The sequence below is a fragment of the Arthrobacter sp. YA7-1 genome, assembly GCF_025960325.1.
In the GTDB taxonomy this organism is placed as follows: domain Bacteria; phylum Actinomycetota; class Actinomycetes; order Actinomycetales; family Micrococcaceae; genus Arthrobacter; species Arthrobacter bambusae_A.
The window spans coordinates 1,984,073-1,998,190 of the sequence record NZ_CP110114.1 but is presented as its reverse complement, the minus strand read 5'-3'; the positions used below and the strand labels follow the sequence as shown (position 1 = coordinate 1,998,190).

Below are 14,118 nucleotides of genomic sequence, written 5' to 3'. Positions count from 1 at the left end.
CTACCCTTCCTCAGGCGGGGTGACCGTTCCTGCAGTGTCGCCGCCGTCGATGACGAACTCGGCTCCGGTGACGAACGAAGACTCATTCGAAGCCAGGTACAGGACGAGGTCCGCGACTTCCCCCGGATGACCCATCCGGCTGAGCGCCACGTGGCTCATGTCCATTGGCATGTCGGCCGTCATCGGGGTGGAGATGACTCCGGGATGGACAGAGTTCACCCTGATGCCGTGGCGCCCCAGATCCAGCGCGGCGCTCTTGGTCAGTCCGCGCACGCCGAACTTCGAGGCAGTGTACCCGGGGATCTGCTCATAACCCCGGATCCCGGCAATCGAGGAAATGTTGATGATCGAGCCGCCCTTGGACTGCCGCAGGGCCGGGATCGCGGCCTTGATTCCTTTGAACGTGCCGGTCAGGTTGACGCCGATGACGTTGTCCCACTGCTCCAGGGTGTAGTCCTCGATGGAGGCGAAGTTCACGATCCCGGCATTGTTCACCAGGATATTCAGGCCTCCGAAGGTTTCGACGGCGGCGCTCACCGCTGCCTCCCAGTCCTGCGGGCTGGTCACGTCGAGATGGACGTAGAGCGCGCTCGAGCCCATGCGCTCCGCGGTTTCCTTTCCCTCTTCGTCCAGGATGTCGCCGATGACAACTTTTGCACCTTCACCGTGCAGCCGGGAGGCCACAGCGGCTCCAATACCGCGTGCGCCTCCGCTGACCAGCGCAACCTTGTCGATGACCCGTTCCATGTGATGCTCCTTCAGTGTGACGGCGAGGACTCCAAGCAAGCTCAGGCTCGACTCTTGATCGCTTTGATCTAAGACTGGGCCCGCGCATCGGTCCTCGACAGGGCCGAAAGTCACAGGCCCGTCACCAGAATCAATCCGCTGCGGCAGTGACTTCCTTCTCCAGGCGTTCGACGTCGTGCCGGTGGCACAGTTCCGTAGCGGGGGTCATCGCGGCCGCGCTTCCCGCCGCGACAGCCGAGCTGAAGGCCGCCTCAACAGGGTGCCCCTGCGCCAACCGCAGCACGAACGCTCCAAGGAAACTGTCACCGGCTCCGACGGTGCTGAGCACCTGCACTGGCGGCGCCTGCAAACGGGTTACGCCCTTTTTGGAAGCCAGCACGGCTCCGGCGTCGCCAAGGGTCAGCGCAACATATTCCGCACATCCGTCGGCAACGAGTGCCAAGGCGGCATCGACCTGGCTTTCTTCACTCTGAAGCAGTGCTCCGAAGTGTTCGCCCAGCTCGCGCCGACTGGGTTTGACGAGAAAGACACCCTCGGCAAGCGCTTTGGAGAGGGCCGGCCCCGAGCTGTCCACAACGCATCGTGCATCGCCTTTCCGCACGACGCGGGCAATCCGGGCATAGAAGTCCTCCGGAACTCCGGGCGGCAAGCTGCCGCTGGCCACCACGTATCCGCCAACCGGAACTGACCGGGCAACGACTTCCAGGCAGGTGCCCCATTCCCCTTCGCTGAGCTCCGCGCCTTGGAGTACGAAACGGAATTGGTTCCCGGTCGAATCCTCATCCACGGTGAAGTTCTGTCGGGTGTCCCCCTGGACCGGTATGACCACCGAAGGGATCCGCTCAGCTTCTATCAGCCGCCGGTATGCTTCCCCGGTGGGTCCGCCTGCACTGTATACAGCCAGAACATTGCCCCCGAGCCGTTGGATTACCCTGGCAACATTGATGCCCCCGCCACCGGGGTCGAGGCGGCTGCCGCCGCACCGGAGCTTATGACCGCTGTAGACCCGCTCAGTCGAAGTGCTGACGTCCAGTGCTGGGTTCACCGTGAGGGTAAGAATCGGCTTCGCACGCGTTGGCTGGGGGGCTTCCATAAGAGCAAGCATAGGAGCAGCGATTCCTTACAGGGGCGAACCAGGTTTTGCGATTCGGGCAATAATCTGATCCGTCCAAGCGTCAATGGCAGACCAATCCCGCAGGTCCCCGAAACGGCCGCCGGCGAGCCGGAACATGAATCGGAGCGGCGCCGGCATCTGCGTGGCCCTGTAGACACCGGAGAAGACCTTGTGTCCGCGCAGCGGGACTCTCTCGGACAGGACTCTTCCGAGCCGCTCCTGTTGTATCGCTGCACCGCGCTTACGAAACGGCTTTGGCAACGCGTCGGCCATCCCGACGCTGAAGGCCCAGACGGGTCGCTTGGCCAACTCAAGTTCATGGCGTGAGAGGAACAGCAAAGCCGGAGGCAGCCATGCCTGGTTGTGGATGGCGCTGCCGACCACAATGCCCTCATAGCGGGAGACGAACACCACCTCCTCCACGGACCGGCATTCGACGTCGCCGAGCGCAACCTCCATGTGACTGTGACAGGTTTGGATGGCCCCGGTAGGACGGATATATCCGGCCCGACTTCATGACTCGCCGGGCACCTTGTGACGGTTATTCGTGGCCCCACCTTCAACGTTGGATTCATCAATGGATGGATGCGGCAGAAGGCTGGTCTGGATGGAGTCGAGAGTGGAGTTGTTCGCACAGATCCGAAGAGACGCCCGGGTTGAGGGCCTGTCGGTTCGTGCACTGGCAGGCCGGCATGGGGTTCACCGAAGGACGGTGAGGCAGGCCCTGGAGTCCGCGGCCCCTCCGGAACGCAAACCACGGCGAGGGGTCTCCTGGCGGCTAGAGCCGTTCAAACCCGCGATCGATGCCATGCTGGTCGAGGACACCACAGCGCCGCGGAAGCAACGCCATACGGCTCGGAGGATTCTTGCCCGGCTCATCGAGGAGCATGGTGCCCAGGGGCTGTCGTATTCGACGGTGCGTGATTACGTGCGGGTCCGTCGGGCGCAGATCGATGTCGAAGCCGGTCGCCGGGTTGAAGTGTTCGTTCCGCAGGAACACGCCCCCGGCGCGGAGGCAGAAGTGGACTTCGGCGAAGTCTGGATCATGCTGAACGGGGTGAAGACGAAGTGTCACATGTTCATCTTCCGGTTGTCCCATTCCGGCAAGGCCATCCACCGGATTTACCCCACCCAGGCCCAGGAAGCGTTTCTGGAAGGCCATATCGAGGCGTTCAACGAGATCGGCGGGGTGCCGGTTAAACACATCCGCTGTGACAACCTCACCAGCGCCGTCCGGGCTGTGGTGTTCGGGCAGGGCCGGAAACGAACGGAGAACGACCGGTGGGTGTTGTTCCGCTCGTTCTACGGTTTTGATCCTTTCTACTGCCAGCCAGGTATTGCCGGGGCTCACGAGAAAGGCGGAGTCGAGGGCGAGGTGGGCTGGTTCCGCCGCAACCGGCTTACCCCGATGCCCGTCGCGAGATCCCTGGAGGAGCTCAACCACCGGATCCGGGCCTGGGAGGTCCAAGACGATCAGCGGCGGATCAATGACCGGATCCGCACCATCGGCCAGGACCTCGCCGCCGAGCGCCCGTTCCTGGCACCGTTGCCGGCCGAAGAGTTCGATCCCGGTCTGGTGCTGAACCCGAGGGTGGACCGGTCATCGATGATCACGGTGCGGATGGTGAAGTACTCCGTGCCCGCGCGGTTCATAGGCAGAAGAGTCCGGGTGTCCTTGCGGGCATCGGAGCTTGTAGTGTTCGACGGCCGCGCGGTGGCGGCCCGGCATCAGCGGATCATTGCCAAGGGCGCACAGTCGGTCCAGCTGGACCATTACCTGGAGGTCCTCAAAACCAAGCCCGGCGCTTTGCCTGGCTCCACCGCGTTGGCCCGGGCACGGGAGTCCGGTGCTTTCACCAGCGCCCATGAAGCCTTCTGGGCCGCCTCGCGCCGGGTCAATGGCGACGCCGAGGGAACCCGTGAACTGATCGACATCTTGCTGCTCCACCGTTCCATGGACGGAGCAGACATCGAGGCAGGGATCACCGCGGCATTGGGAGTGGGCGCGGTCAGCGCCGACGTCGTCGCTGTCGAAGCCCGCAGACACGCTACAAACGTTTCGGCGGGTGAGGGCGGTTCGGACCGTCATCACGGTGCTCATGACGAGGTAAATGTGCAACGGGTTGTCAGTCTCACCCAGCGGCGGCTCATGGACCCCGCCGCTGTTATTGCGGGGCTCCCGGAGGACGCTCGCCCTCTTCCTTCGGTGAGTGTTTATGACGAGCTGCTCGCCAAACGCAACAAACACCCGGACAACGCGTCGAAGGAGAACATCTCATGAGCCCCACCGCCCCTGCCGTCACCATCACCCCGACACTGCGCCGTCGCCGCGGCCTGACCGAACAAGCCGCGGTCGCGGCCGTGGACCAGGCCTGCCGTCGGCTGCGCCTGCCCACCGTCAGGGCGGTCCTGGACGAAGCCCTCACCGTCGCAGGGAAGGAACAACTCTCCTACCAGGGTTTCCTGGCCGAACTGCTGCTTGCCGAGTGCGACGACCGGGACCGGCGCTCCTCCATCCGCAGGGTCAAAGCAGCAAACTTTCCAAGGAACAAATGGCTCGGAGACTTCGATTTCGATGCCAACCCGAACATCAACCCCGCCACCATCCACACCCTCGCAACCGGGGACTGGATCCGCAAAGGCTCACCCCTGTGCCTGATCGGGGACTCCGGAACGGGCAAAACCCACCTGCTCATCGGGCTAGGCACCGCGGCCGCGGAACAGGGCTACCGGGTCAAATACACCCTCGCCACGAGGCTCGTGAACGAACTCGTTGAAGCCGCCGACGATAAAGTCCTGGCCAAAACCATCGCCCGCTACGGCCGCGTGGACCTGCTCTGTATCGACGAATTGGGCTATATGGAACTGGACCGCCGCGGCGCCGAACTCCTCTTCCAAGTCCTCACCGAACGCGAAGAAAAGAACTCCATCGCCATCGCCTCCAACGAGTCCTTCTCCGGCTGGACCAAAACCTTCACCGACCCGCGCCTCTGCGCCGCAATAGTGGACCGATTGACCTTTAACGGCGCCATCATCGAAACCGGCACCGACTCCTACCGGCTCGCCCACACCATCGCTCAACAGGCCGCCAGCTAATCGGGGTGCGGCCAATGTGGCCGTTGCCGCCAGAGGCCCTGCAGCGTAGATTCACAGCATGCCCGGGCTGCTGACCCGGTACCAAGCTGGATTGGGCTCTGTCCCATGGGGGTCGGTTAGTATGTCCGAAATTAATGAGAGCCTCGAACGTGCACGGGCAGCGGTGAGATTCGCCCTATCGCATCCGCCCAGCCGGCTGTTCGCGGTCTATACGCAGGAAGACGAGGCACGGCCAACAGAGCGTTTTGCCGGGCTGTTGCGCTTGTATCCGACGCTGGAACCGCTTCTTCCGAGAGACGGGAAGGAAGTTGTGTGCTCGCGTGAAGGTCTGGAACGGTTGGACGAGGCAATCAGAAACCGGTCTTATCCCGCCGGCGACGTTGATGACTTTTCACGTGACGTTGCGCTCTACTACGCGGACACAGTCCTGGCAGCATTCCCTGGTGCATTCTGGATCGTTGAACCAGGAAGACTCCCTAGGGTTCAAGTTCCGGGCGGGCATTACATTGACATGTTTCAAATTGCGGCCGACCGGATCCACGCCGCCGAGCCATTTCTCTGCAAAACCTATGACAGGGTTATTCAGATGCCGGAAGCCGGAGGCGGGTCCGCAAAGAACCCGGCCCCCGGCTCTGGAACTTAGTTGCCGCAGGCCCAGAAATACGTACCGTCGTACGCGGCAGCCGTGTACCTCGTACCCCCGGAGTACAACTCACCGGTAGTGCTTCCCGAGAAACCGCTGTTGTTTCCGGTTGTGCACGTGAAGGTAGCAGCCGACGTCAAGGAACTGACGTAATAGGCTGCGTTGCTGCCCTCGCCGACTTGGTCCCACCAACCCCAATATGTGTCGTACTTGTTCAGGATGGAATCCATCCCGATGTAGTAGACACTGTAAGTGCACGAGGTGAGCGCTGAGTGCACAGCGCTGCTGTAAGTGTTCGAGTGGTAATCGAAGTAAGTGATCACGTAAAGGCCGCACCCGCTGGGAAAAGCCATGGGTGTCACCGACCCAGCCTTCTTACCTGCAGCCTTCGCCGGGGCTGGTTCGTAGGCGACTTTTTGTTCGCCAACGATCTTGCCGCCGTTGACACGAATTTCTTCCTTCACTTTGGCCAGGTGAGCGTCGAAATCTGCCTTGACTTTCGGTGACGACGCTTCAATCGGAAGTGGAGGAGCAGGCATGTAGCTCCCCGGATCAGCCGTCGTGGGGGCCGCGTTTGCACCTCCAATGCCCAACAATGCACTGAAAACAAGGCCGACCGCCATTGATAATGACATGATTCTTGCTCGTTGAGAGACCTTATTCACAACAATCCTTCCCCAGTCTGATCTTGACCATTCGTCAAAAGACCAACCAACGCAAGAAGGCGTGATGTGCTTCGAAATCCAGCCCCCAAACGGAAATCGGTCACATCGAAGGCCGCTCCCAAAACCTCAAGTCCAAGCGACTATTCGGGAGGGCACAAAGACGTGCTCTGATTCTGCAAGTGGCAGCAACGGAAGTCAACGGAAATCTCGGACCGATTGTCGGCCGGTCGATTCATCAGATTCGCGAGGGACAGCCATGGAGGCGGGACAAACGCAGTCCGCGGGGTGGGGCCAGAAATACCCGTCCTACCGGGGCCAAGAATACTTGACACAATCACTCCATGCGTGAAGCAACACGTTGAGCTACTTCCCGGGTGGACCCCAGGGCACTTGCGTAGGCAACAAGGTAGGTCATGCTCCAAGACTGGGCCTGATGATGGGCCCCTGCCAGAGCCAAAAGTCATCGGCCTATTGCCGACGCCCTCCCGGTCCTCCGAATGCCAAGGCTTCAGCCCGCCATGGCGTCCGGTGCGAGCAGGAGGAACTTCCGGAGCTCCCCGGCGGCCAAGAGGACCCTCTCGGAACCGACCCGGATGCAGACACCGGCCGCGTCTCCGGGTGCAGCCGAGACAGTCAACGTGCTGTGGTCGAGGCTGACTTCAAGCAACTGGTCCCGATATCGGACACGAAAGGACACCGCTCGTATCCCATTGGGCATCTTCGGGGAGAAAACGAGGGCATCCCTGGTGATCCTCAACCCGGCGAAGCTGCGCTGGATAACGTCGATCGTCCCCGCCATGGCGCCAAGGTGGATCCCTGTGTGTGTGGTGCCTCCCTGGGTGTCGTCAAGGTCAGCCGTGAGCGCTTCCCTGAAGGTGCTCCAGGCTCGGTCCGGGTCCATTGCAGCCAGCACCGAGGCATGGGCCACACGGCTGAGGGTGGAACCGTGGGCAGTGCGCGCGAGGTAGTACTCGACCGTCGCCGCGAGCTGATCCGTACTCACTGAGTAGCCCATCCGGGCGAGGAACAGCATGAGTTCCTGCTCCCCCAGCAGGTACAGGAGCATCAGCACGTCGGCCTGCTTGGCCAGCCGATACCGGTTCGTGCTGTCTCCTTCTGCTTCCAGGATCAAATCGAGGCGTTCGATATTCTTGTACTTGGACCGGTAATGTTCCCAGTCGAGCTCCTGCAAGTCTTCGTAACCGTCGAACTGGCTGATGATCCCTTCAGCGTCGAACGGCACGAATATCCTCTTGCTGACGTGGAGCCAGGTTTCCACCTCGGACGAGTCCACCGACAGACGCCCGCGAAGCTCCTCAAGGTCGTGTCCGTGAAGCATCGTCATGATCTCGTGGGCCTGTTCACAGACCCACGCGGCCATGACATTTGTGTAGGCATTGTCGTTCAATCCCCCGCCAGGGTCGTCCGGGTAGCCCGTATGGTACTCATCAGGACCCATGACTCCGCGAAGATGGAAGCGGTCCTGCTCGCCGTCGTATTCGGCCATGGAGGCGACGAGCCGCGCCACTTCCACAACCAGCTCGGCGCCACGATGCAACAGCCAGGCCCGGTCCTGCGTGGCCAGAAAGTACTGCCATGCATTGAACGCCACGGCCAGGCCGGCATGCCGCTGAAGATGGGAGTAGTCCGGTACCCAGCGGCCGGATCGCCGGCTGAAAAGCCAACGCGGAGTCTCCTCCCTGCCGTCACTGCCGCTTTGCCACGGGAACAGGGCACCCCGGAACCCCGCTGCGGCAGCCGCTTCCCGGGCGGCTGGCAGCCGCCGCCAGCGGTAGTCGATGAGAGAGCGGGTAACAGAGGGCAACCGTGAGGTAAGCAAGGGCAGAACGAAGAGCTCGTCCCAGAAGATGTGCCCGCGGTAACCTTCCCCATGCAGCCCGCGGGCTGGCACACCGGCATCCAGCTCCGCCGTGTGCGGGCTAAGAGTCTGCAATACGTGGAAGACGTGGAGGTTCAGGATCAGTTGGACCTGGAGGTTCCCGTCAATGGTGACGACGAACAAATGCAGCAATCTTCCCCACACGGCCTCGTGCTCGGCGAGCATCACGTCGAAGCCCTGCCCGGCGGCACTCAGCACGACCCTCGCACCAGACGCCGGGGAGGAGACGGCACGGTCGCGCGAGCTCACAATTGCCGCCGTCTTGAACACCGTAAGCGGCATTCCGTCAGTCAGCGCAACCTCAAACGAACGATAGTACATTCCGGCTTGCTGACTGGGCGTTCCGTTGCCTTCCAGCCCGGAAACCCGGGTACGTAGCGCGGTCGCGATCCTGATATGGCTTTGGATCGTCTCTACCTCGACCACCGGTATCGGTTCCCCTGGCCCAGACCCCTTCAGGACGAGCAGGTGATGGTGGGAAAGGAGCGCGTCCTCCGGGACATTTTCGTTGGACACGCCTGTGTCCACTCCGCTCCGGATACCCACGGACCCGCCCCAGCCCCTCGGTGTAATGGTTGTCTCCAGCGCCATCAGGTGAGGTTGGGCCATCGAGACGAACCGGCGCTGAACCAGTTCCAGCCGCCTCCCGTCAGTTGCTTCCAAGAGAACTTCCCGCCGTAGGGTGGCACGAAGCAGGTCAAGCACCCGCCGCTCCCGGCGGATCTTCAGGCCTCCCCGGGACCACCAGTCGGTCCCATCCAGCCGGACATCCAGGACAAGCCAGTTGGGAAGATTGACCATATGTTCGTCTTCGCTCGCCTGGCCTTGGATGGTACTCACCAACCTGTTGTAGACACCGGCGAGGTACGTGCCCGGATAGTGGACCTCGCTCCCCCGGCTCTCCGGGGCAGCTCCGCGTACGGCCACGTACCCGTTGCCGAGCGTGGTCAAAGCTTCCCGGTGGCCCTCGTGGGCCGGATCATAGCCTTCATATACCAAGCGCCACGGGTCGGTGAGAACCCGTCCCAGATCCAGCTCGCTCACGTCATCAAGCACGACGTCGGCACCCGCCGCCTCCAGCGCCGACCTCCTGGCGTGCGTCCTGTCTATACCGACGACGAGCCCGAATCCCCCTTGATGCGCAGCCTCCACGCCGGCAACGGCATCTTCAATGACGACGGCGCGGGCAGGCGCGATTCCCAGCCGGTGAACGACTTCAAGGAACAATGCCGGGTCAGGTTTGCCCGCAAGCCCCAACTCGCCGGCAACAGCACCATCGATGACCAGGTCGAAAGCATTCGATAACCCGGCGGCGGCGAGGACAGCGGACGCGTTCCGGCTGGACGTTGCAAGAACCACGGGCACCCGTCCTGAGCGCAGCCTTTCAAGAAGAGCAACGGTCCCCGGAAAGACCGCCACACCCTCGTTTCCAAGCCGCTCACTGAACAACTGGTTCTTGCGCTCAGCAAGGCCGTGGACCGACCATGCGGCAGCGGGGTCCGAGACGTCACCCGCCGGCAGTTCGATCCCACGGGACGCCAGGAAAGCTACTATTCCGTCCTCCCGCGGCCTGCCGTCGACATAGTTCTGGTAGTCAATGCCGCTGAAAGGCTCCTTCCGTATCTCTGGCGGAATACGGTCATCCTTCAATACCTCGTTGAAGAGGTCCCGCCAAGCTGCCTCGTGCACGGAGGCCGTGTCTGTGACGACGCCATCAAGATCAAAGATCACGACGTCAAAAGGCGACAAGGCGGCAGCGGCGGTTGGTGACTCCGTCATGACCCATCCCTACCAACCATCGGTCTTTGCAGCCGGTGGTAGTGGTCCCGGGGAGGGATTTTGCTCAGCGAACGACGAGTACAGCACACGGGGCGTGGTTGATAACCTGAGTCGAGACCGAACCGAGGTGCAGACCCGGAAACCCGCCGTGCCCACGGGACCCGACGATGATTAGTTCCGCGTCCTTGGCGGCGTCGAGTATGGCTGACGCCGCTGAATCATTGTGGACGACATGCCCAGTGGCAGCTATGCCCTTATCGGCGGCTGTCCTCAATGCGTCAGCCTGCAGCGTCCCTGCAAGTCGTTCGGGGGAATCTTCGGCCACGATCTCGCCGACGGCTGTTTCCAACACCGCCGGGTACCAGGACATCGGCGGCTTGCCCCACGCTGTGACCAGGCGGAGTTCGCCGTCGCGCAGGCCGGCCTCGTCTAGGGCCCACTTCAGCGCGTTCCGGGAAGGTGCGGAACCGTCAAAACCAACCACAATCACGAATGATCCTGTACCGGCCATCTCATTATCCTTTCGCTTCCCCACTGGGTCCGGACGGGTTGCCGCGGCTGGCGGCCACGTTATTCCGGTTGCACGTCGAGCTGGTTGTGGACCGCGGTCACATGCGGTGAGGACCACGCAGCTTTTCCTGCCGTTTTCCGTTCGTTCCAGTTCGCGACCCTCCCGGTGAGGGTCACTTCGGTCCCATCCACTTCGACGAGTATCTTTTCTGCGTCGAGCGCCGCTTGGCGGGCAATGGCGTTCTTCACCCGGGTTTTGGTGTCGAAGGCCGAGGCCCGCTCTTTGAGGGTGATGAGGTTCCGGACTGACTTGACCCCTCGAAGGTGTTCAACGGCGTGGGATGCCGCTTCACGCTCATAGTTCCAGTCGACAATTCCTGTCAGGGTAATGATGTGGTTGCTGACTTCTGCCGTTATCGACCCAAGGGTCTGCACGGAGTTTGCTTGAAGCGCGCTCTGCGCAGCTTCGGCAATGTCGGTGTCAGTGACCGGTCCGCCGAGGTAGTGGACCGTCAGATCATCCGCGAGAGCTGTAACCCCGCGGACCCGCAAGGCTGCCTTCTTTGCTGCCAGACGGACGGAATAGCTAGGGACCTCACCTGTCAGGGTCACGACTCCTGAAGTGACCGCGACGCCGATGTGGGAGGCATCTACCTCGGGCGTCCAGTCGAGCTCGTTCAAGACCGCTTGCTGTAGGTCATGATCGGTGCGGGGGGAACTGGTGGACATGGTCATGGTCGCTCCTTGGCGTTTCGTCTGGGCGGTAGATTTGCCACGAGCCGGGCCTCGGCTGTTGCAATGCGCGGGACTGTGCGGAGGAAGCTGTCCGGGTTGAGTGAGATTGAATCAATTCCTTCACCAACGAGGAACTCAGCGAACTCCGGAAAGTTACTGGGAGCTTGCCCGCATATTCCTATCCTGATGCCGGACGCGTGGGCCTTGCGGATGACGTCCCTGATCATCGTCATCACGGCCTCGTTCCGTTCGTCAAAGAGTGCAGCTAGTTGGGCGGAGTCACGATCAACGCCCAGGACCAGCTGGGTCAAGTCGTTGGAACCTATGGAGAAACCGTCGAACCGGCGGGCAAACTGTTCAGCCAGGATGACGTTGGACGGGATCTCGCACATCATGTAGACCTGAAGCCCGTCTTTTCCCCGTACCAGGCCATTCTCGGCCATCACGGCCAAGACCCGGTCTGCTTCATCTACGGTCCGGCAGAACGGCACCATCACCATGACGTTCATGAACCCGCAATGTGCGCGAAGCCTCTTGATTGCCCTGCACTCAAGATCGAATCCCGGGCGGTACTGCGGATGATAATAGCGGGACGCGCCCCGCAAGCCGATCATGGGATTCGCCTCCGTTTGCTCGAATACAGACCCTCCCATCAAATGCGCATATTCGTTCGTCTTGAAATCGCTCAACCTCACGATGACCGGAGCCGGATGGAATGGCGCGGCAAGCTTGGCAAGACCGAGGGCAAGGGTGTCCACGAAATACTCGGCTGGGTTGTCATAGCCGTTCGCCAGCTCGGTGATCGCGCGGCGTTCCCCGGCATCGGTGATCCGCTCAGGGAATACTGACGCCATCGGGTGGAGCCGGACCATGTCGTTGATGACAAATTCCATTCGAGCCAGTCCGATGCCCCGTGCTGGCAAGCGCCACCATTTGAACGCCGCGGCGGGGCTCGCGATCGTCAGCATGACGTCGGTTCGTGTTGGTGGAAGAGTGCCGAGGTCGATTTCCTCGGTTGCGCTGGCCAGGATCCCGTCATAGACATGCCCAGTGTCCCCGTCGGCGCACGACACAGTGACGGATTGCCCATCCTCGATGACGGAAGTCGCGTCGGAAGTCCCGACGACGGCAGTGATACCGAGTTCGCGGCTCACAATAGCTGCATGGCTCGTGGCCCCGCCACGGTCTGTAATGATGGCCCGCGCCCGTTTCATGACCGGCATCCAGTCAGGATCGGTTTGCTCCGTGACGAGCACGGAGCCGTCGATGAACCGCTCGATGTCAGAGGCTTGCTTGATCACACAAGCTGGCCCCGAGGAGATGGAGTCCCCGATGGCGGCGCCTTCCACCAGAAGGCTCCCCTGTTGGGTCAGGCGATGTGTGACCAGCATTGTGCTGCTCTTGCGGGCCTGGACGGTCTCCGGCCTGGCCTGGACGATGAATAGTTCGCCGGATTCTCCGTCCTTGGCCCATTCCATGTCCATCGGACGTCCGTAGTGGTTCTCAATCTGCACTGCCCACCGCCCAAGCTGGACGATGTCCTGGTCTTGCAGGACAAACGCCTTTTGTTCGGATTCACTGTTGTCCACGAGGACCGTTCCGCCGTCGTTGCCGGGCCTGTAGACCAACTTCCGCAGCTTGGCGCCTTTGGTCTTCTCGATGATCGGTGAGTAGTCGGGGAACGCGAGCAACGGCTTGAACACGCCGTATTTGTCGGGATTGACTGAACCTTGGACTACTGTCTCGCCGAGTCCCCAGTTCGCGCTGATCACCGCTACGCGTGGAAAGCCGGTTTCCGTATCGAGCGAGAACATGACTCCTGAAGCCCCGATGTCGGACCGGACCATCAGCTGAACGCCCACGGAAAGCGCCACGCCGGACTCTCCAAAATTCATCAGCTCGCGGTACGTTATGGCGCGATCGGTGAACAACGACGCATAGCAGCGCAGGCAAGCATCGAGCAACCCCTGCTCGCCCCTGATGTTAAGGTAGGTTTCCTGCTGCCCGGCGAAACTCGCATCGGGAAGGTCTTCCGCCGTCGCGCTGCTTCTGACTGCGACTGCAGGGTCCTTACGGCCGGTGCGTGCAGCCAGCTCGCGGTACTTTGCCCGGATACCTTCTTCAAGTTCAGGAGGAATCTTTCCACCAAGAACCATGGATCGCATCGCCGCGCCGGCACTTCTCAGGCTCAGCTTCCCCGCTTGAAAATCCGAGGCGGCCTCGGACAGCCTGGGCCCCAATTGGTTCCATGCCAGAAAGCTCCGAAATGCGGCAGCTGTCGTCGCGAATCCGTCGGGGACCCGTACTCCCTCGCCGGCCAAGGCGTGGATCAGTTCGCCCGACGAGGCATTCTTTCCCCCGACTTCTGACACATCCGTGGCCCTGACGTCCTGTAGCCAGACCACGCTGCGTGCATCCACAACCGTACCCCTGGCCGGGTTCATTCGATTCCGGCGCGGGTGGTGTCGTCGAGGGGCGACATCCACCTCATGGGCGGAGTCAGCGTGAATCTCCTGCCTGTTACCGACTCGGGCACAATTCTGATCAGAATGTCCTTCCCGACGCCCTGCCACGGGAACAAAGCACGCCTTACCGAATCGAGTGCTTGCCCTGCCCCGGTCTCCCGCTGGGCCTTTCCTTTAATCACAACACTCCACGCCATGCCGAATTCGGCGCTCACGCTGTCAGCTTCCAATGCGACTGCGGCATCGGCGTCAAGGGCTTCCTGCTTGGTTCCGGACCCGGTCCGGAATAGCAGGGATTCGTTGTCCACTTGGTAGTTCACTGGGAAGACATCCGGATGCCCGTCCACGACAAGTGCCAGACGTCCAACCGACGTTTCCGCAAGCAGCCTCCAACACTCCGGGGGCTCAAGGACTTCTGCTGCTGGGATATTGTCTTTGTTTGTCATGCTGCCCATGCTAGGGAT

At 61.7% G+C, this 14,118-nt stretch carries 12 protein-coding genes; 3 read left to right on the top strand and 9 right to left on the bottom strand.

What is annotated here, in order from left to right:
• The 3 genes from OIT41_RS09300 to OIT41_RS09290 form a co-directional block, all read right to left on the bottom strand.
• Positions 1-747, bottom strand: a complete 747-nt coding sequence (locus OIT41_RS09300) for a glucose 1-dehydrogenase (RefSeq protein ID WP_264637855.1) — start codon at positions 745-747, stop codon at positions 1-3.
• Between the two features lie 130 nt (positions 748-877).
• Positions 878-1,840 (bottom strand): 1-phosphofructokinase family hexose kinase, encoded by a 963-nt coding sequence (locus OIT41_RS09295; RefSeq protein WP_264637854.1) that lies wholly within the window; start codon positions 1,838-1,840, stop codon positions 878-880.
• Between the two features lie 27 nt (positions 1,841-1,867).
• The gene (locus tag OIT41_RS09290; protein WP_241708402.1) at positions 1,868-2,320 is read right to left on the bottom strand and encodes a flavodoxin domain-containing protein; all 453 of its coding nucleotides are present in this window, start codon (positions 2,318-2,320) and stop codon (positions 1,868-1,870) included.
• A 148-nt stretch (positions 2,321-2,468) separates the two neighbouring features.
• Between OIT41_RS09290 and istA the strand changes: the two genes are divergently transcribed.
• The 3 genes from istA (at position 2,469) to OIT41_RS09275 (ending at position 5,600) form a co-directional block, all read left to right on the top strand.
• The gene (istA, locus tag OIT41_RS09285; RefSeq protein ID WP_241708401.1) at positions 2,469-4,142 is read left to right on the top strand and encodes an IS21 family transposase; all 1,674 of its coding nucleotides are present in this window, start codon (positions 2,469-2,471) and stop codon (positions 4,140-4,142) included.
• Complete coding sequence (gene istB, locus OIT41_RS09280) at positions 4,139-4,957, top strand: IS21-like element helper ATPase IstB (protein ID WP_241708400.1); 819 nt, start codon at positions 4,139-4,141, stop codon at positions 4,955-4,957. The genes istA and istB overlap by 4 nt, the downstream gene beginning before the upstream one ends.
• Positions 4,958-5,078: 121 nt before the next feature.
• On the top strand, positions 5,079-5,600 hold the full coding sequence (locus tag OIT41_RS09275; RefSeq protein ID WP_241708399.1) for a hypothetical protein: 522 nt from the start codon (positions 5,079-5,081) through the stop codon (positions 5,598-5,600).
• On the opposite strand, the gene OIT41_RS09270 is transcribed toward OIT41_RS09275, so the two are convergent.
• The 6 genes from OIT41_RS09270 to OIT41_RS09245 all read right to left on the bottom strand — a co-directional run bounded on the left by OIT41_RS09270 (position 5,597) and on the right by OIT41_RS09245 (position 14,100).
• Positions 5,597-6,139 (bottom strand): hypothetical protein, encoded by a 543-nt coding sequence (locus OIT41_RS09270; protein WP_234750377.1) that lies wholly within the window; start codon positions 6,137-6,139, stop codon positions 5,597-5,599. The genes OIT41_RS09275 and OIT41_RS09270 overlap by 4 nt on opposite strands.
• A gap of 634 nt (positions 6,140-6,773) precedes the next feature.
• Positions 6,774-9,944, bottom strand: coding sequence for an HAD-IA family hydrolase (locus OIT41_RS09265; protein ID WP_241708398.1), 3,171 nt, complete (start codon positions 9,942-9,944; stop codon positions 6,774-6,776).
• Positions 9,945-10,008: 64 nt separating this feature from the next.
• Positions 10,009-10,455 carry a universal stress protein gene (locus OIT41_RS09260; RefSeq protein WP_241708397.1) on the bottom strand — a complete coding sequence of 149 codons (447 nt, stop codon included), beginning with the start codon at positions 10,453-10,455 and terminating at the stop codon, positions 10,009-10,011.
• 59 nt (positions 10,456-10,514) lie between these two features.
• Entirely contained in the window at positions 10,515-11,189 is a 675-nt protein-coding gene (locus tag OIT41_RS09255; protein WP_241708396.1) for a BON domain-containing protein, read from the bottom strand.
• Positions 11,186-13,633, bottom strand: coding sequence for a phosphoenolpyruvate synthase (gene ppsA / locus OIT41_RS09250; RefSeq protein WP_241708395.1), 2,448 nt, complete (start codon positions 13,631-13,633; stop codon positions 11,186-11,188). Before ppsA ends, OIT41_RS09255 begins: the two co-directional genes overlap by 4 nt.
• Positions 13,630-14,100, bottom strand: a complete 471-nt coding sequence (locus tag OIT41_RS09245; protein ID WP_241708394.1) for a pyridoxamine 5'-phosphate oxidase family protein — start codon at positions 14,098-14,100, stop codon at positions 13,630-13,632. Before OIT41_RS09245 ends, ppsA begins: the two co-directional genes overlap by 4 nt.
• Between the last annotated feature and the right edge of the window lie 18 nt (positions 14,101-14,118).